The organism is Nonomuraea sp. WAC 01424 (genome assembly GCF_003947315.1).
Classification (GTDB): domain Bacteria; phylum Actinomycetota; class Actinomycetes; order Streptosporangiales; family Streptosporangiaceae; genus Nonomuraea; species Nonomuraea spiralis.
The window spans coordinates 262,898-279,867 of the sequence record NZ_QHHZ01000014.1 but is presented as its reverse complement, the minus strand read 5'-3'; the positions used below and the strand labels follow the sequence as shown (position 1 = coordinate 279,867).

Genomic DNA, 16,970 nt, shown 5'->3' with positions numbered 1-16,970 from the left:
CAACACGCCCCGGACGATCCGTCCGGAGAGCGGCGGCGGAGCGTGGTCATATCCCCTCCGCCGGCGGGTGAGACGTCAGTCAGTCTGTTCGCGAACCCGAGGTCACCGCTGTGCGCGACCTCGCACGGCCTCGGCTGCCCGCGAACCGTTCAGGTATCCCCCCAAGAACCACTAGGAGCATTCAGCATGCGTACGTGGGCTAAAGCATCAACCCCTGCGGCCCTTCTGGCGGTCGCGGTCATGTCGTTCGGCAGCGGCACCGCCCTCGCCGACACCTCCGGAGACTCCTCGGTCGGCGGCGGCAACCAGGTCAACCTGCCGATCAACCTGCCCATCGACATCAGCGGCAACTCCGTCGGCGCGGCAGGCCAGTCGAGCGCCGGCTCCCAGGGCGGCGCCTCCGTCGAGAACGTCGGCCGCAGCGACATCCCCAACCGCACCTCGGGCAACTCCAGCGTGCTCGGCGGCAACCAGGTCAACGCGCCGATCTCCGCGCCGCTGAACGCCTGCGGCAACGCGATCTCCCTGTTCGGCAGGTCCGACGCGGGCTGCCGCGGTGGCGCGACCGTCCACAACAAGGGCGGGGGCGGCGCCGGCGGCAACCAGACCTCGGGCGACTCCAGCCTGCTCGGCGGCAACCAGATCACCGCGCCGATCACAGCCCCGCTGAACGCCTGCGGCAACGCGCTGGCCATCTTCGGCGACGCGACCGCGGGCTGCAAGGGCGGCGCGGCCGTGCACAACAGCGGCGTGGGCGCGGGCGGCAACCGTACATCGGGCCGCTCCTCCGCGCTCGGCGGCAACCAGGTGATCGCGCCGATCAGCGGGCCGGTCAACATCTGCGGGAACGCGGTGGCGGTGTTCGGACGGGCGTTCGCGGGCTGCCAGGGCGGCGCCGGCGTCACGAACTCGGGCGGCGGCGGGGGCTGGCAGCACCACATGGCCGCGCCGGGCTCCACGGGCAACGACACCGACGGGCGCTACGGCGCGGGCAGCGGCAACCAGGTGATCAGCCCGATCTCCCTGCCCATCACGGCCTGCGGCAACGCCGTCGGCAACGCGCCGGCCAACTGCAAGGGCGGCGCGACGGTGCTGAACACCCGCGCCGGTTCCGGGGCGGGCGGCAACACCACGTCCGGGCGTTCCGGGGTGCTGAGCGGCAACCAGGTGATCGCGCCGATCACGGCCCCGATCAACGTCTGCGGGAACGCGGTGGCCGCGTTCGGCAAGGCGTTCGCCGGGTGCAAGGGCGTCGTGTCCGTCAAGAACGGCGGCCGGGGCGCCGGCGGCAACCACACCTCCGGGCAGTCGGGCGTCGGGGCGGGCAACCAGGTCGTGGCCCCGATCACCGCGCCGCTCAACGTCTGCGGCAACGCCGCCGCGGTGCTCGGCGCCTCCACCGCCCACTGCAAGGGCGGCGCGGCCGTCTGGCCGCACGACGGCGTGGGCGGCGGCGGCAACCACACCTCCGGGCGTTCCGGCGTGCTGAGCGGCAACCAGGTGATCGCGCCGATCACGGCCCCGGTCAACGTCTGCGGCAACGCCGTGGCCGTGCTGGGCGACGCTGCCGCGGGCTGCCTCGGCGGCGCGCACGTCGGCAAGCCGGGTTACCCGGGCGGCGGTGGCGGCTACAACCAGTTCCTGCGTTCCACGAACCACACGGCCGCGGCCAAGAGCGGGCTGCTGCCCGCCGTGCCGGCCGTCCCGGCGTTCAACAGCGTAAACGGCGCCGGCGGCGACGCCGGCCTGCCGAACGTCGGCGGCCTGCCGAACGTCGCCGGTGTGCCCGACACGGGCGCCTCGCCGAACGCCGCCGGCTCGCCCAACGTCGGCGGCCTGCCGGTGCCGGGCAACCTGACGCAGCAGCTCCAGGGCGCGGGCCTGCCCGCCCTGCCGGTCAACGGCGGCCTGTCGTCGCTCCCCCTCGTGGACGACGCCTCCAGGACCCTCGGCCTGCCCGCTCTCCCCGAGCTGCCCGGCCTCCCCGGACAGGCGCAGGCCCCGGTACGCCCGCTGCCCGGCCAGGTGCAGACGCCCGCCAAGCCCGAGCCCGGCAAGAAGGGCCCTGCCGACAAGGGCGGCAAGGGTGACAAGGGCGGCAAGGGTGGTAAGGGTGGCAAGGGTGGTAAGCACGGCAAGGACCACCAGGCCGACAGGACCGACGCCGTGCGCAAGGGTCCGGGCCGCCCCTCCTCGCCGCTGTCCCCGGCCACCGACCTGCTCGGTTCCACCCCGGTCGGCGGCGCGGTGACGTCCGCCACCAGTGGCCTGCCCGTCGGCAACCTGGGCCTGATGAGCGCCGCTCAGCCCGCCGGCCTCACCGGCATGAACTCCAGCTCGCTGCTCGCGCTGCTGGTCGGCTCGATGTTCGCCGCCTCGGCCATGCTGTTCGCCACCGCGCGCCGGTTCCGGCCGGGCCGTAAGTAGATATACGACATAGCTCGGCAATCGCACGTACCGCTACCGCTCAACCGCCTGTGAGCAGTAGGCGATAGATGCTTTGCCCGTTCCGGGGGCGCGGCCCGGGGCGGGCAAAGCCATGTCCAAGTTCAGAGCGTGCTACGGACACGGATGACCTTGCGGCGCAGTCGTACGTGCCGGCTGCCGTCGGGGTGCACCCGCACCCGGGCGAGCTCCCACTGGCCGTACTCCGCGTGTTCGGTCAGCAGTTGACGTGCGGCTTCGCGGGTGAGGTCGCGCGGAATGAAGATATCCATGTAGGAGTAGTCGAGCACAACGATTAGTCTCCAGGGTGAGTCAGGGCGCCATGCCGCTCGATGGGCCTTATTCTGCGTGCTTGTGGGTGGACCCGGAAGCTAGTGGGTAGCCCGGGGGAAGGAAATTTCCGCGAGTCGGGTTACCTTTCAGATCTATGCCGACTCCCGGTAGGGGGATTGCAAGCGAACAGTGAGGTAGGAAGCAGCGTGCCAGCCAAGAACGGCAGCACCGGCGGAACACGCCTGGTGATCGTCGAGTCGCCCGCCAAGGCGAAGACGATCAAGGAATACCTCGGTGCCGGCTACATGGTCGAGTCCAGCATCGGTCACATCCGTGACCTGCCGGAGCGGGCCGACGACATTCCCGAGGCGTTCAAGAAGGAGCCCTGGGCGCGTCTCGGCGTGAACGTCGAGCACGAGTTCGAGCCGCTGTACGTCGTCAACCCCGACAAGAAGGCGCAGGTCAGCAAGCTGCGCCAGATGTTGAAGGACGCTGACGAACTCTACCTGGCCACTGACGAGGACCGTGAGGGCGAGGCCATCGCCTGGCACCTGCGCGAGGTGCTCAAGCCGACCGTGCCCGTCCATCGCATGGTGTTCCACGAGATCACGCCGCAGGCGATCCGCGACGCCGTCGCGAACCCGCGCGACCTCAACCTCCGCCTGGTGGACGCCCAGGAGACCCGCCGCATCCTCGACCGCCTCTACGGCTACGAGGTCAGCCCCGTCCTGTGGAAGAAGGTCAAGCCGCGGCTGTCGGCCGGCCGGGTGCAGTCGGTGGCGACGCGGCTGGTGGTGGAGCGCGAGCGGGAGCGCATGGCGTTCACCTCGGCCCACTACTGGGACCTGCAGGCGCTGTTCGACTCGGGCAAGCTCGAGGAGCGGCCGCGTGACTTCACCGCGACGCTGACCTCGGTCGACGGCAAGAGGGTGGCCCAGGGGCGCGACTTCGCCAGCACCGGGCAGCTCAAGACGGCCGACGTGCTCCACCTGTCCGAGGCCGCCGCCGGTGAGCTGGCCGGCAGGCTTCAGAGCACGTCGTTCTCGGTCAAGTCCGTCGAGCGCAAGCCGTACACGCGCAAGCCGTACGCGCCGTTCCGGACGACCACGTTGCAGCAGGAGGCCAGCCGGAAGCTGGGCTTCTCCGCCAAGTACACGATGCAGGTCGCCCAGCGGCTGTACGAGCAGGGTTTCATCACCTACATGCGTACCGACAGCATCACGCTGTCGGAGACCGCCATCGCCGCCGCCCGCTCGCAGGCCATCAAGCTGTACGGCGCCGCGTACGTGCCCGACAAGCCGCGTGTCTACAGCAGCAAGGTCAAGAGCGCGCAGGAGGCCCACGAGGCGATCCGGCCCTCCGGCGAGGAGTTCCGCACGCCGGGCGAGACCGGGTTGCCCGGCGACATGTTCCGCCTCTACGAGCTGATCTGGCAGCGCACCGTCTCCTCGCAGATGAAGGACGCGGTCGGCGAGTCGATCAGCGTCAAGGTGATCGGCAGTTCGGCCACCGGCGAGAACGTCGAGTTCAGCGCCTCGGGCCGGACGATCACGTTCTACGGCTTCCTCAAGGCGTACGTGGAGGGGGCCGACGACCCCTCGACCGACCGCGACGACTCCGAGAAGCGGCTGCCCAACCTGGCCGAGGGCGACGCGCTGACCGTGTCGCGGCTCGACGTGGCGGCCCACTCGACCAAGCCGCCGGCCCGCTACACCGAGGCCACGCTGGTCAAGGAGCTGGAGGACCGCGAGATCGGGCGGCCCTCGACGTACGCGTCGATCATCGGCACGATCCTCGACCGCGGCTACGTGTTCAAGAAGGGCACGGCGCTGGTGCCGTCGTTCCTGGCGTTCGCCGTGGTCAACCTGCTTGAGCAGCATTTCGGCAACCTGGTCGACTACGACTTCACGGCCGAGATGGAGAAGGTCCTCGACGACATCGCCAACGACCGCGCCGAGCGGGTGCCCGAGCTGCAGCGCTTCTACTACGGCGCGGGCGACGGGGACGAGGGCCTGAAGGAGATGGTCACCGACCTCGGTGACATCGACGCCAAGGAGATCAGTTCGTTCCCGATCAAGGGCACGGACATCGTCCTGCGGGTCGGGCGTTACGGGCCCTACCTGGACAGGGACGGCGCGCGGGTCAACGTGCCCGAGGACACCACGCCCGACGAGCTGACGGCGGAGAAGGCCGAGGAGCTGTTCTCGCGGCCGACCGGTGACCGGGAGCTGGGACGCGACCCCGTGAGCGGGCACACGATCGTGGCCAAGGACGGTCGTTACGGGCCGTACGTGACGGAGATCCTGCCCGAGCCGGCCGAGGACGAGACGCCGAAGAAGCGTACGAAGAAGGCGGACGCCCCCAAGCCGCGCACCAGTTCCCTGTTCAAGACGATGTCGCTGGACACGATCACTCTCGACGACGCGCTCAAGCTGCTGGCGATCCCGCGGGTGGTGGGCGAGCTCGACGGCGAGGAGGTCGTGGCGCACAACGGGAAGTTCGGGCCGTACATCAAGAAGGGGACCGACTCGCGGTCGCTCACCTCGGAAGAGGACCTGCTGACGGTCACGATCGAGCAGGCCAAGGAGCTGTTCGCGCAGCCCAAGCAGCGCGGGCGGCGGGCCGCGGCGGCGGCGCCGCTGCGGGAGCTGGGCGACGACCCCACGTCGAAGAAGCCGGTGGTGGTCAAGGAAGGGCGGTTCGGCCCGTACGTGACCGACGGCGAGACGAACGCCTCCCTGCGCAAGGGCGACACGGTCGAGGACATCACCATCGAGCGGGCCGCCGAGCTGCTGGCCGAGCGCCGCGAGCGGGCGCCCGCGCCGAAGAAGACCACGCGCAAGGCCCCGGCGAAAAAGACGACCGCGAAGAAGCCGGCGGCCAAATCGTAAGTAGCATCGACGTGTGATCGTGCTGGTCTTCGTCGCCCTGGTCCTGGCGGCGCACCTCTACCTGTGGCATCGGACGGTGCGCTCCACGACCCGCCCCGGGCGCGCCCGCAAGGCGCTGACCTGGGGCCTGGTGGGGTTGGTCCTGCTCGTGGTGGCCACCTTCGTGGGGACGCGCCTGGAGCTGGGCCGCTGGCTGGCCTGGCCGGGCTACCTGTGGGTGGCGTTGATGTTCTACCTCGTGGTCTTCCTGATCGTGCTGGAAGTGCCGCGGGCCGTGGCGTCGGTGCTCATCCGCAGGAGCGAGCGCAGCGCGGCGGCGGCGAAGGAGCCGGTTCCCGTCATGGCGGGCGCCTCCGCGCCGGCCGCGGCCGAGCCGGCCGCGGCGCCGCCCATGAGCAGGCGGCTGTTCCTCGGACGTACGACCGCGGCCGTGGCCGGGGTGAGCGCGCTGGGCACGGTCGGCTACGGCATGACCAGCGCCCTGGGCGATCCCGTGCTGACGCCGGTGCGGGTCAGGCTGCCGAAGCTCGACCCGAGGCTGAACGGCCTGCGGTTCGCCGTGGTGAGCGACATCCACCTGGGCCCGCTGACGGGCATCGGGCACACCGAGCGCATCGTCAGGATGATCAACGGACTGCGCGCCGACGTGGTGGCCATCGTCGGCGACCTGGTGGACGGGTCCGTCGCCGAGCTGGGCGCCCTGGCCAAACCCCTCAAGAGCCTTGAGTCCCGCTACGGGGCATATTTCGTGACCGGTAACCACGAGTACTACACGGCGAACGGCCCGCAGGAGTGGATCGAGGAGCTCGACCAACTCGGCGTGCGCTCGCTGCGGAACGAGCGCGTGGAGATCACGCACCAGGGCGCCGTCCTCGACCTGGCCGGGGTGAACGACCTCAACGGCGAGGCCACGGGCGACGGCCCCGACTTCGGCAAGGCACTCGGCGGGCGGACGCCCGGACGGTCCACGGTGTTGCTGGCGCACCAGCCCCTACAGGTGGAGCAGGCGGCCGGCTACGGCGTCGACCTCCAGCTCTCGGGGCACACGCACGGGGGCCAGATCGCGCCGTTCAACCTGGTGGTGGGCCTGCAGCAGCCCGTGGTGTCGGGGCTCGCGACGGTCGACGGCGTGCAGGTCTACGTCACCAGGGGCGCGGGATTCTGGGGGCCGCCCGTACGTGTCGGAGCACCGCCGGAGATCACTATGCTGGAGCTGCGCTCCTGACTTTGCGCTACGTGGTGGTCACATGAGGTCATCTTGGCGTAGTATCCAACCGGATACTCGCAGGAGGTGAGCATGGTTTCCTCTCCGGCCGAAGGGGCGGTTCGCCAGGCGGCCTCGCTCGTGCCCGACGTCGCCTTCTGGGCCAGGCGTGGCGGCTTGCTGTTCAAGCAGGCGCGTCACGCGGCGAGCCTCAACCAGAAGGCTCTGGCCAGCAGAAGCGGCACCTCGCGCACCACGCTGTCGGCCTACGAGCACGGCAGGAAGTCGCCCACGCTGGAGACGGCCGGGCGCATCCTCGACGCGGCCGGGTTCCGGCTGGCCCTGGAGCCCAAGGTCGAGTTCACCGTGGAGACGGCCGGCGGCCACAGGTTCCACGTGCCGAGCCGGCTGCGGCGCCTGCCGGTCGCCGCGGCCCTGGGCGTGCTGCGCTTCGGCGGCCTGGCCTACGACCTGGCCGACCGCGGCCAGCGCCGGGCGGCCTACTCGGCGCTGCTGTCCGAGGGCGGCCCAGCACACCTGCTCGATCACATCGACGGCGCGCTGCTCGTCGAGCTCTGGGACGAGCTGGCCCTGCCGGCCGCCGTCCGTGCCGCCTGGTCACCGCTGGTGGAGGAGATCAGGCAAGAGACGGGAGTGATGCGCCGATGATGTTTTCGGTGAGCCGTTCCAGCGGTGTGGCCTGCGCGCCGCCCCGTGAACGTAATACCCTCAGCCACGGACAAGCGGGCGATACCGGCTTGTCTTCTGGCTTCCCCATGTCCGGTCGACACCTGGATACGCTGAAATCATGACTGCCCCAAGGCGCGCTGCCAATGTGCTGGCCCATGCGCCGTTCCGCCGGCTCTGGACGGCCATGTCGGTGTGCAGTCTGGGCGACTGGCTCAACATCCTGGCCCTGACCGCCCTCGCCGGAAACCTCAACCAGGGCGACTACCGCATGCAGTCGCTGGCCGTGGGCGGTGTGTTCATCGCCAAGATGTTGCCCGCGGTGCTGCTCGGGCCGCTGGCGGGGGTGTTCGCCGACCGGTTCGACCGGCGGCTGACCATGTTCACGGCCGACCTGGCCAGGTTCGCCGTCGTGTTGTCGATCCCCCTCATCGGCACCTACCAGTGGGTGATCGTCGCGACCGTCCTGGTCGAGTGCGTCAACCTGTTCTGGGTCCCGGCCAAGGACGCCACGGTCCCCAACCTGGTGCCGAAGGACCAGCTCGAGTCCGCCAACCGGCTCAACCTGCTGGTCACGTACGGCAGCGCGCCGATCGCGGCCCTGCTGTTCGCCGCTCTGTCCCTGGTCGGCGACATGGGCCGGAGCGTCCTGCCGTTCCTGTCCGGGATGGACCCCACCGCGCCGGCGCTGTTCGTCAACTCCCTGGCCTACCTCGTGTCGGCCTTCCTGATCTTCACGTTGCGCGGCATCCCCAAGCGCGACGGCGCGATCTCGGCGCCTTCGGTGCTCAAGCAGGTCGTCGAGGGCTGGCGGTTCGTGGGCGGCAACCGCCTGGTGCGCGGCCTGATCATCGGCATGCTGGGCGCGTTCGCCGCGGGCGGTGCCGTCGTCGGCGTGGCCAAGATCTACGTGGTGGCCCTGGGCGGCGGCGACGCGGCGTACGGCGTCGTGTTCGGCGCGGTCTTCGTCGGCATGGCGCTGGGCATGTTCGTGGGCCTCAGGCTGCTGCAGGGGCTGTCGCGGCGGCGGCTGTTCGGGCTGGCCATCACGACGGCCGGGGTGGTGCTGGTCGCCATCGCGCTGATCCACAACCTGCCGATCGTGGTCATGCTGACCGTGCTGCTCGGGGCGTGCGCGGGCATCGCGTGGATCATCGGCTACACCCTGATCGGGCTGGAGGTCGAGGACACGCTGCGCGGGCGCACGTTCTCGTTCCTGCAGTCCACGGCCCGGGTGACCCTGCTGCTCGTGGTGGCGGTGGCCAACCCGCTGGCGGCGCTCTTCGGCGCCCACCAGTTCGGCCTGGGCACGCTCGCCTACCAGTTCGACGGCTCCAACCTGGTGCTGGTCATCGGCGGAGTGCTGGCCGTGGTCGTCGGGATCCTGGCGCTGCGCCACATGGACGACAGGAAGGGCGTCTCGCTCTCGGCCGACCTGATCGCGGCGGTGCGCGGTGAGCGTTACCCCGCCGAGGCGGCCGAGCACGTCCCGGGGCTGTTCGTGGCGTTCGAGGGCGGCGAGGGTTCGGGCAAGACGACCCAGTCGCGGCTGATCGCCATCTGGCTGCGCGACCAGGGTTACGACGTGGTCCAGACGCGGGAGCCCGGCTCGACCAAGATCGGCATGCGGTTGCGGGCCATCCTGCTCGACGCGGCCGAGCGCGGCCTGTCGGCCCGCTCGGAGGCCCTGCTCTACGCCGCCGACCGGGCCGAGCACGTCGAGAAGGTGATCCGTCCCGCGCTCTACCGGGGCTCGCTGGTGATCACCGACCGTTACGTCGACTCGTCGCTGGCGTACCAGGGGGCCGGCCGGGCGCTCGACCCCGCGGACGTGTCCAAGATCAACGCCTGCGCGTCGGGCGGGCTCGTGCCGCATCTGACCGTACTCATCGACACGCCGCCCGAGGTGGGGCTGACCAGGCTGGGCGGGGCGGCCGACCGGATCGAGTCCGAGCCGCTGGAGTTCCACCAGCGGGTGCGCAAGGAGTTCCGCGCGCTGGCCGCCGCCCATCCCGACCGCTACCTCGTGGTCGACGGCACGATGGCGCCCGAGGTGCTGACCCGCCAGATCCAGGACCGCATCCGCGAGATCCTGCCCGATCCGGTGCCCCGGGAGTCCGAGGACATCACGGGCACGATGCCCGCCATCCGCGACTAGCCTTACCCCGTGACGGTTTTCGATGACCTCGTTGGGCAGGACCAGGCGATCTCCGTGTTGTCGCGGGCCGCTGCGGCGCCCGGCGAGGCCGTCAGGGGCGGTCGCGGCACGGGCATGACGCACGCCTGGCTGTTCACCGGCCCGCCGGGCTCGGGCCGGGAGGAGGCCGCGCGGGCGTTCGCCGCCGCGCTGCTGTGCTCCGACGGCGGCTGCGGCCACTGCGACCAGTGCCACCAGGTGCTGATCGGCTCCCACCCCGACCTGGAGTCCGTACGTCCGGAGGGCCTGTCCTACAGCGTCAAGCAGACGCGCGAGCTCATCCTGCGGGCCGCCGGAGCCCCCACCCAGGGCCGCTGGCGGGTCATCCTGTTCGAGGACGCCGACCGCGCCACGGAGTCCGCGGCCAACGCCCTGCTCAAGGCCATCGAGGAGCCGCCGCCGCGCACGGTCTGGCTGCTGTGCGCGCCGGCTCCCGACGACCTCATGATCACCATCAGGTCGCGCTGCCGCCAGGTCACGCTGACCACGCCGTCCACCGAGGCCGTGGCGCACGTACTGGCCACACGTGACAGCGTGCCGTGGGAGACCGCCACGTTCGCCGCGCGGGCCGCGCAGGGACACATCAGCAGGGCGCGGTCGCTGGCCCTCGACGAGGGCACCCGTCACCGGCGGGAGGCCGTGCTGGGCATCCCGCGCTCGCTGACCGGGGTGGGCGAGTGCGTGTCGGCCGCCGAACGCCTGGTCAAGACGGCCGAGGAAGAAGCCGCGGCGGCGACGGCGGCGCTCAACGAGAACGAGACGGCCGAGCTGCGCAGGATCTACGGCGAGGGGTCCACGGGCAAGGGGCTCAACCGGGGGCTGGTGCGCGGCGGGGCGGGGGCCCTGAAGGAGCTGGAGGACCGGCAGAAGTCGCGCGCCACCCGCATCAAGCGCGACTCGCTCGACGCGGCGCTGCTGGAGCTGGTGTCGTTCTACCGGGATGTGCTGGCCATGCAGTTCGGGGCGGGGGTGGAGCTGGCCAACGACGACATCCGGTTCGACCTCGACCAGCTCGCCAGGTCGTCCACGCCGGAGGAGACGCTGCGGCGGATAGACGCGATCATGCGGTGCCGGGAGCGGCTGGGGGCGAACGTCAACCCGCAGATGGCGGTGGAGGCGATGATGTTGTCGCTGCGCGCGGCGGCCTGAGCCGATCGCGGTCGCCGTCGTCGGCGGCGGAATGAGCTGATCACGGGCGTTGCGGTCGGGCGAGAGCTTGAGCTGATCGCGGCCGTTGCCGTCGGGTGGCGGTTTGCGCTGATCACGGTCGCCGTCGGGTGGGGTGGCTGGAAGATATCCGGGTGACCGGAGCAGCAGGTGAGCCTGCGAAGCGTCTCTGTAGCGTGGAAGTCGAACTGCTCTCCCAACAACAGGCCCTGGCGCGGCAACAGGTCGACATCGCGTCGATCTTCGCCGAGCATCACGTGGGCCTCGTGCGGCTCGCCCTGATCATGGTCGGTGATCAGGCGACCGCCGAAGACGTCGTGCAGGAGGCGTTCGCGCGTACGCACGCGGGCCGGTCCCGGCTGCGTGACGCGGACAAGGCGCTGGCCTATGTGCGTTCCGCCGTGCTCAACGGGTGCCGGTCCGTGCTGCGCAGACGGGCGACGGTGTTCCGGCGGCCGGTGCCCTACGAGCCGCCGGTCTGGTCGGCCGAGAGCGCCGCGCTGCTGGGCGAGGAGCGGCGCGAGGTCCTGCTCGCCCTGCGTGAGCTGCCGCGCAGGCAACGTGAGGCGCTGACGCTGCGCTACTACTTCGACCTGTCCGACCACGAGATCGCCGAGACGATGGGCGTCAACGCGAGCACGGCCAGGTCCACGATCGCGCGGGGGCTCGCCGCCCTCGGCAGGGCGCTTGGGGAGGAATCATGAACAGCCCGATGGAAGACCGACTCCGTGACGCCCTCACCGAGGCGGGTGCGGCCGTCGACACCGCCACGTTGAAGCCGCTGCGGGCGCCTGAGCGGCGCCGGAGCTGGGTGGACCTCCGGCTGGTGAGCGCGGCCGTGGTGGTGGTGCTCGCGGGGGCCACGACCGCCGTATGGCTGGGCGGGCAAGGAGATGAGCACGGCGCGGTGCTGGCCGGCCCGACCGGCGGTCAGTCCGAGGGGCGGGAGCTGGTGGTCTTCCTCTGCTCGAAGTCGGCCAGCGGGAAGGCACCGCACTGCAAGGGGCAGGACGTCACGGCTGAGCAGACGAAAGCGATCGAGAAGGCGGCGAAGGAGCTGCCCGGCGTCAAGTCGATCTCCTACGTGGACAAAACCAAGGCCTTCGACGGGTTCCGGCGCGATTTCGCGCACAACCGGAAGATACTCGGCGCGGTAGCGGTCGATGACCTGCATGACTCGTTCCAGCTGGGGCTTGAGCGCGGCACGGATCCGACGGCGGTGAAGCAGGCGCTCGTCAAGCTCCCCGGGGTCGAGGACGTCGACCTGGCGTACATTGCCGTTCCCGATCTGTCGTCCGGCCCCGAGGTCAGCGTCTTCCTCTGCGACGACGGCTCGGAGCAGCCCGTATGCGGTGCCGAACGCGCGCCGGGCAGCAGGAAGGTCACGAAGGCGGGCAAAGCAGCCACGACGCCGCAGAGGAACGAGATCGTCGCGCTCCTGCGCGCATCCAAGCAGGTGGAGTCCTTCGTCTTCGAGGACCGGAAGACGGCGTACGAGAACTTCAAGCGCAGCTATGGCGACAACAAGTCGCTGGTCGCCGCCACCAGGGTCGAGGACCTTCCGGAGTCGTACCGGCTGCGGATGAGGTCGGAGAGTGACGACTGGAGCGGGCTGCTCAAGGCCCTGAGACAGCAGCGGGGTGTCGCCTCCGTCCTTGTGCGGCAGTGCGTCGGCGAGGTCTTCGCCTTGACCCGCTACCGGGTCACGGTGCCGGAGAGCAAGGTGTGTGGCTGAGCGGCGGCTGATTCAAGATCAGGCTCGGTGCCCCTCACGTTCAGCGGGTGGACACACGTAGTGTGGCAACGAAGGCCGTAACAACCCCCGAGGCCGTCAGGGAGGCGAGCTCTAGCCCATGGGAATGATCATGGCCGTGAGCTTCACACGCTACGGGAGGCTCTACTACCTCGATCCGGGCGGGCACACCCCCAAGGTCGGCGACAAGGTGCTGGTGCCGACCGATTCGGGCCCCGAGGTGGCGGAGTGTGTGTGGGCGCCGCAGTACACGAGTGAGGACATCGACGGGCTGCCGGTGTGCGAAGGCTTGGCGGGCGAGGAACACCTCTCGCGCGACGAGTCCAACAAACGCCGCAGGGCCGAGGCCCGCAGCGTCTCCAAGAAACTGATCAAACGGCACACGCTGCCGATGAAGGTCGTCGGCATCGACTATCTCGACGCCGACAACGTCTACACCGTCTACTTCTCGGCCCCTCACCGGGTCGACTTCCGGGCCCTGGTCCGCGACCTGGCCCGTAATCTGCGGGCCAGGGTCGAGCTGCGGCAGATCGGCCCCAGGGACGAGGCGCGGCTCCAGGGCGGCATCGGTCCCTGCGGCCGTGACCTGTGCTGCGCCACGTTCCTGAAGGACTTCGAGCCGGTGTCCGTGCGCATGGCCAAGGACCAGGACCTTCCGGTCAACCCGTTGCGCATCGCGGGGGCGTGCGGGCGGCTCATGTGCTGCCTGAAGTACGAGCACCCGTTGTACGTCGAGAGCCGGTACAGAATGCCTCGCACGGGAAGCCGGGTGAGCACGCCCCAGGGCGACGGGACCGTGACGGGGCACAACGTGCCCGCGGACACGGTGACGGTGCGCCTGGACGACGGTGGGAGGCGCTGTGCGTGCCCTTCCGCGTCGGTGTGCTCGCCTCGCATCCAGCACGACACGATGTACGGCGGCGACCGGCGGGAGTCGGCTGCCCAGGAGCCTTCCGACGAGGAGAAGATCTAGTAGTTCATCGCCGGCCGGTGGAGAGCTGATTACGCGTGGGTGCCCGCGCGGTTCCGGGAGACAAGCCGATCAGCAGGTAGATCCCCGGCTGGAGCGGCCGGGCGTCGTACGTTGGGTGCGTCACTTCCGCGTACGACGCGGCCCAGGCCACAGGCTCGACGCCGGACGCGCGGAAGGCCGATGTGCGCGTGCCCGGACCGCGGCCCGTACGGACTCGTCGCCCCGAGCGGCCACAGGGGGTGAGACCTAGATCCCTGGAGAGCCATGAAGAAGCCGGTGGAGCCGAGCGACGGCGTGCCCGCAGTACAGGTGCTGCTCTCACCTGCCAACGTCTGGCGTGCCGGGATCGCCATCGCGGCCGTCGTCGCCGTGGTGTTCTTCGTCCGATTCGTGCTCGTCGATGGCGGGCCGCTGATCGCCATGCTGGTGATGGCGTGGTTCCTCTCACTGGCCATGGAACCCGCCGTGCGCCGCCTTTCGCGGCACATGCCCCGAGGCAGGGCCACACTGCTGGTGATGACGCTGTCCATCCTGGGTTTCGTCATCTTCATCGGGCTGTTCGGCAGCCTGTTCGTGCAGCAGGTCGCGGTGTTGCTGAAGGCGCTGCCCGAAATCGTCGCCGGCGTCGTCGACTGGGTCAACGCCCGTCTCGGCACCCGCTATCAGATCTCCGACATCCTCAAATCCATCAACCTGACCCCGCAGCAGGCGGCCGACTACGCGCAGGGCGCGCTCGGCGGGATACTGGGCCTGCTGGGGACGGTGACCGGAACGGTGTTCAACCTGTTCACCCTGGGGTTGTTGTCGTTCTACTTCTCGGCCGACGGGCCGAGGTTGCGCCGGTGGATCGCGCAGTTGCTGCCCGGCCGGTTCCAGCAGGTCTTCATCAGCGTCTGGGACGTGTCCACGATCAAGACCGGTGGCTACGTCTCCTCCCGGCTCATCCTGGCCGCCATCAGCGGCACCGCCTCGGCCCTGGTGTTCCTGGTGCTGGACATGCCCTCCTGGCTCGCGCTCGGAGCGTGGACGGGGCTGGTCGCCCAGCTCGTGCCCACCATCGGCACCTACATCTCCATCGCCCTGCCGGTGGTGGTGGGACTGGTCTCGTCACGTCCCTGGATCGGCGTGGTCGCGCTGGCCTGGGGTGTTCTGTACCAGCAGGTGGAGAATCTGACGCTGGAGCCGAAGATCAGCTCGCGGGCGGTGGACATCCATCCCGGGGTGTCCTTCGCCGCCGTGATCCTCGGGGCGTCACTGTTCGGCGCGATGGGCGCGCTGCTGGCTGTCCCCGTGATGGCCATGTTGCTTTCGCTGGTCGACACGTTCGCGACACGTCAGGAGTTGCAGGAGGCCGCGGCTGCCGCCGAACCGGCGCCGCCGAAGGGCAAACCTGGGGTAGCGCCTCCGAAGGGCGGGGATGAGCCGCCGCCGTCCAAATGACGTGAACCCTGGCGTGGCGAGAATCGGCTCGGTCAGGCTCGGGGATAGCCGGGGATCTGGCGACGCTGGGTCGCGGTTCCGACCCAGTGGAAAATGTCCAGCAGGACCGCCAGGCCGATCCAGAACCAGTCCCCTCCTCTCAGCCCGACGCCGGGTACGTAGAGGATCACGTACATCAGGGTGGTGAACGGCAGGAAGATCAGGCCGAGCAGGGGCCAGATCCAGGTCTCGAAAGCCGCGCTGACCAGGGCCGGGCGGGCCACCCAGATAATGAAGACGGCGAGTCTCGGAAAAAGTCCGGCAAAAATAGCGAACAAACATGGCATGGCTTTTCGTATCTCCCCATCGCGTCTCGCCGGAAAATGGGCGATTTGGATGATCCCCGCGGTCATGGTTGCTCACCCTTAATAATTGGCATGGAAAACCCCTCGATGTGCCGGGGGTCTGTGCCTGTATGAAATGGAAATCTTTTGCCTCCTCGCGGTGGCCGCCCGATCGGGAAGGGGGGATCACCAGGAGCATGAAGGACGGCCTGGCGCCGATCGATCGCCGTCGGCGTGCGCGTTCGGAGCGACGGCCCGCACCCGGGTGCGTCGCAGGCCACGTCGCCAGAAGAAAGAAAGCCGAATGAGCAACCTCATCGCGATCTCCTATCCGGACGTCGCCACCGCCGTCGCCGTACGGGATCGTCTTTCCGACCTGCAACGGGAGAATCTGATCACGATGGAGGACGTGGCCGTCGTCGAACGCCGGTCCGACGGCACGATCACGCTGCACCAGAGCAGCGGTACGACCGGCATGGAGGCGGACGGCGGAGCGATGACCGACGCCGGTGTCAACGACGCGTTCATGAGTGAACTCGCCGGCACGCTGGAACCCGGCACCGCCGCGCTGTTCGTCCTGGTCGTGCGGAGCATTTCGGACAAGGTCGTTCCGGAGATCCAGTCTTACGGCGGGCATGTCATCCAGACCTCGCTCAGCCGCGAGGAGGAGGCACAACTGCGTGAGTTGTTGGAGGGGGCCGGCGCCCGTTGAACGGGATGCGTTCTGATGCGGTCACGGCTCGGCGGCGCGCGCCCGTCCTGCCGCGAGGGTGACTTCTGAGGACCTTCCATCCATGCCCCGTCTGGCCACCACCAAGAGAGGCCGTTATGGGAAAGGTGCCCGACCCGACCGACGGTCCTCGGCCGCCGACCGACGGTCCCCGGTCACCGGCCGATGGTTCCCGGCCGTCGGCCGACGGCGAGCACAGGGACTACGCCGGTGCCGTCTACGGATCTCTGCTGGCCGCCTCCGTGGTGGCCGGTGCCGCGACGCTCGGCAGGTTCCCGCGGCTGGAAATGATCATTTTGCTGCTGGGGACCAGTGTCGTGTTCTGGGCAGCTCACGTGCACGCCCGCCTGTTCGGCGCCCGTACGGTCTTCAAGGTCACGAGCGTGGCCGAGGTGCGCAAGGCCTGCGCGGAGGAATGGCCGATCGTCACGGCGGCCGTCCCGCCGGCCATCGCCGTGGCCGTCGGCCCGCTGCTGGGTCTCGACCCGCATGGCACCCTTTGGCTGGCGCTCGCGGTCGCGGTGGTGGGGCAGGTCGGTTGGGCGGCCGCGGCGGCTGTGGAGATCGGCGCCTCCCTGCGGGTGGTCCTGGTCACGAGCCTGGTCAACCTGCTGCTCGGGCTGGTCATCGTGGTGCTGAAGGCCGCGTTCCAGCATTGACGGAATCTGACGGAATCATTCGCCTTCGCCGGGAGGGCCGCTGCGAGTCCTGGAGGGCTGCTGTGAGCGTCGAGACGGCCGCTGTGAGCGTCGAGACGGCTGGGCAGCCACGTCGCTGGTGGGGCTGTAGGCGCACTTCCGTTTCGCGGCCGAGCCGGTTTCTGATCGAGGTGGCCATGTGCGGGTGGGTGACGTACCGCGGAGGTGTCGTCCTTGACGGGACCGGCG

General features: G+C 69.7%; 14 protein-coding genes. 12 read left to right on the top strand and 2 right to left on the bottom strand.

Annotated features, from left to right (window positions below):
- Positions 1-186 precede the first annotated feature (186 nt).
- Positions 187-2,427: a chaplin family protein gene (locus tag DMB42_RS35260; RefSeq protein WP_125641857.1), complete on the top strand. Its 2,241-nt coding sequence runs from the start codon at positions 187-189 to the stop codon at positions 2,425-2,427.
- Between the two features lie 122 nt (positions 2,428-2,549).
- On the opposite strand, the gene DMB42_RS35255 is transcribed toward DMB42_RS35260, so the two are convergent.
- The gene (locus DMB42_RS35255) at positions 2,550-2,717 is read right to left on the bottom strand and encodes a DUF5703 family protein (RefSeq protein ID WP_379478577.1); all 168 of its coding nucleotides are present in this window, start codon (positions 2,715-2,717) and stop codon (positions 2,550-2,552) included.
- Between the two features lie 207 nt (positions 2,718-2,924).
- Between DMB42_RS35255 and topA the strand changes: the two genes are divergently transcribed.
- The 9 genes from topA (at position 2,925) to DMB42_RS35210 (ending at position 15,030) form a co-directional block, all read left to right on the top strand.
- Positions 2,925-5,609 carry a type I DNA topoisomerase gene (gene topA / locus DMB42_RS35250; RefSeq protein ID WP_125641851.1) on the top strand — a complete coding sequence of 895 codons (2,685 nt, stop codon included), beginning with the start codon at positions 2,925-2,927 and terminating at the stop codon, positions 5,607-5,609.
- Positions 5,610-5,622: 13 nt separating this feature from the next.
- Entirely contained in the window at positions 5,623-6,834 is a 1,212-nt protein-coding gene (locus tag DMB42_RS35245) for a metallophosphoesterase (protein ID WP_125641848.1), read from the top strand.
- A 72-nt stretch (positions 6,835-6,906) separates the two neighbouring features.
- Entirely contained in the window at positions 6,907-7,482 is a 576-nt protein-coding gene (locus DMB42_RS35240) for a helix-turn-helix transcriptional regulator (RefSeq protein WP_125641845.1), read from the top strand.
- Positions 7,483-7,621: 139 nt separating this feature from the next.
- Positions 7,622-9,658: a dTMP kinase gene (gene tmk / locus DMB42_RS35235; RefSeq protein WP_185845021.1), complete on the top strand. Its 2,037-nt coding sequence runs from the start codon at positions 7,622-7,624 to the stop codon at positions 9,656-9,658.
- 9 nt (positions 9,659-9,667) lie between these two features.
- The gene (locus DMB42_RS35230; RefSeq protein ID WP_125641842.1) at positions 9,668-10,846 is read left to right on the top strand and encodes a DNA polymerase III subunit delta'; all 1,179 of its coding nucleotides are present in this window, start codon (positions 9,668-9,670) and stop codon (positions 10,844-10,846) included.
- A 194-nt stretch (positions 10,847-11,040) separates the two neighbouring features.
- On the top strand, positions 11,041-11,568 hold the full coding sequence (locus tag DMB42_RS35225) for a SigE family RNA polymerase sigma factor (protein ID WP_260478136.1): 528 nt from the start codon (positions 11,041-11,043) through the stop codon (positions 11,566-11,568).
- 8 nt (positions 11,569-11,576) lie between these two features.
- On the top strand, positions 11,577-12,599 hold the full coding sequence (locus tag DMB42_RS35220; RefSeq protein ID WP_125641839.1) for a permease-like cell division protein FtsX: 1,023 nt from the start codon (positions 11,577-11,579) through the stop codon (positions 12,597-12,599).
- A 130-nt stretch (positions 12,600-12,729) separates the two neighbouring features.
- Entirely contained in the window at positions 12,730-13,590 is an 861-nt protein-coding gene (locus DMB42_RS35215; protein WP_396984593.1) for a stage 0 sporulation family protein, read from the top strand.
- A 264-nt stretch (positions 13,591-13,854) separates the two neighbouring features.
- The gene (locus DMB42_RS35210) at positions 13,855-15,030 is read left to right on the top strand and encodes an AI-2E family transporter (protein ID WP_125641836.1); all 1,176 of its coding nucleotides are present in this window, start codon (positions 13,855-13,857) and stop codon (positions 15,028-15,030) included.
- 32 nt (positions 15,031-15,062) lie between these two features.
- Here the strand turns inward: DMB42_RS35210 and DMB42_RS35205 are convergent, their stop codons facing one another.
- The gene (locus DMB42_RS35205; protein ID WP_221762496.1) at positions 15,063-15,422 is read right to left on the bottom strand and encodes a hypothetical protein; all 360 of its coding nucleotides are present in this window, start codon (positions 15,420-15,422) and stop codon (positions 15,063-15,065) included.
- Positions 15,423-15,657: 235 nt separating this feature from the next.
- On the opposite strand from DMB42_RS35205, the gene DMB42_RS35200 reads away from it, so the two are divergent.
- Positions 15,658-16,065: a DUF1269 domain-containing protein gene (locus DMB42_RS35200; protein ID WP_125641833.1), complete on the top strand. Its 408-nt coding sequence runs from the start codon at positions 15,658-15,660 to the stop codon at positions 16,063-16,065.
- Between the two features lie 116 nt (positions 16,066-16,181).
- Positions 16,182-16,742: a hypothetical protein gene (locus DMB42_RS35195; protein WP_125641830.1), complete on the top strand. Its 561-nt coding sequence runs from the start codon at positions 16,182-16,184 to the stop codon at positions 16,740-16,742.
- Positions 16,743-16,970: the final 228 nt, after the last annotated feature.

Bases quoted from the DNA above. Each gene is read 5' to 3' on its own strand.
- DMB42_RS35260 (WP_125641857.1), top strand. From the start codon at position 187: ATGCGTACGTGGGCTAAAGCATCAACCCCTGCGGCCCTTCTGGCGGTC.
- DMB42_RS35255 (WP_379478577.1), bottom strand. From the start codon at position 2,717: ATGGATATCTTCATTCCGCGCGACCTCACCCGCGAAGCCGCACGTCAA.
- DMB42_RS35240 (WP_125641845.1), top strand. From the start codon at position 6,907: ATGGTTTCCTCTCCGGCCGAAGGGGCGGTTCGCCAGGCGGCCTCGCTC.
- tmk (WP_185845021.1), top strand. From the start codon at position 7,622: ATGACTGCCCCAAGGCGCGCTGCCAATGTGCTGGCCCATGCGCCGTTC.
- DMB42_RS35220 (WP_125641839.1), top strand. From the start codon at position 11,577: ATGGAAGACCGACTCCGTGACGCCCTCACCGAGGCGGGTGCGGCCGTC.
- DMB42_RS35215 (WP_396984593.1), top strand. From the start codon at position 12,730: ATGGCCGTGAGCTTCACACGCTACGGGAGGCTCTACTACCTCGATCCG.
- DMB42_RS35210 (WP_125641836.1), top strand. From the start codon at position 13,855: ATGAAGAAGCCGGTGGAGCCGAGCGACGGCGTGCCCGCAGTACAGGTG.
- DMB42_RS35205 (WP_221762496.1), bottom strand. From the start codon at position 15,422: ATGACCGCGGGGATCATCCAAATCGCCCATTTTCCGGCGAGACGCGAT.
- DMB42_RS35200 (WP_125641833.1), top strand. From the start codon at position 15,658: ATGAGCAACCTCATCGCGATCTCCTATCCGGACGTCGCCACCGCCGTC.
- DMB42_RS35195 (WP_125641830.1), top strand. From the start codon at position 16,182: ATGGGAAAGGTGCCCGACCCGACCGACGGTCCTCGGCCGCCGACCGAC.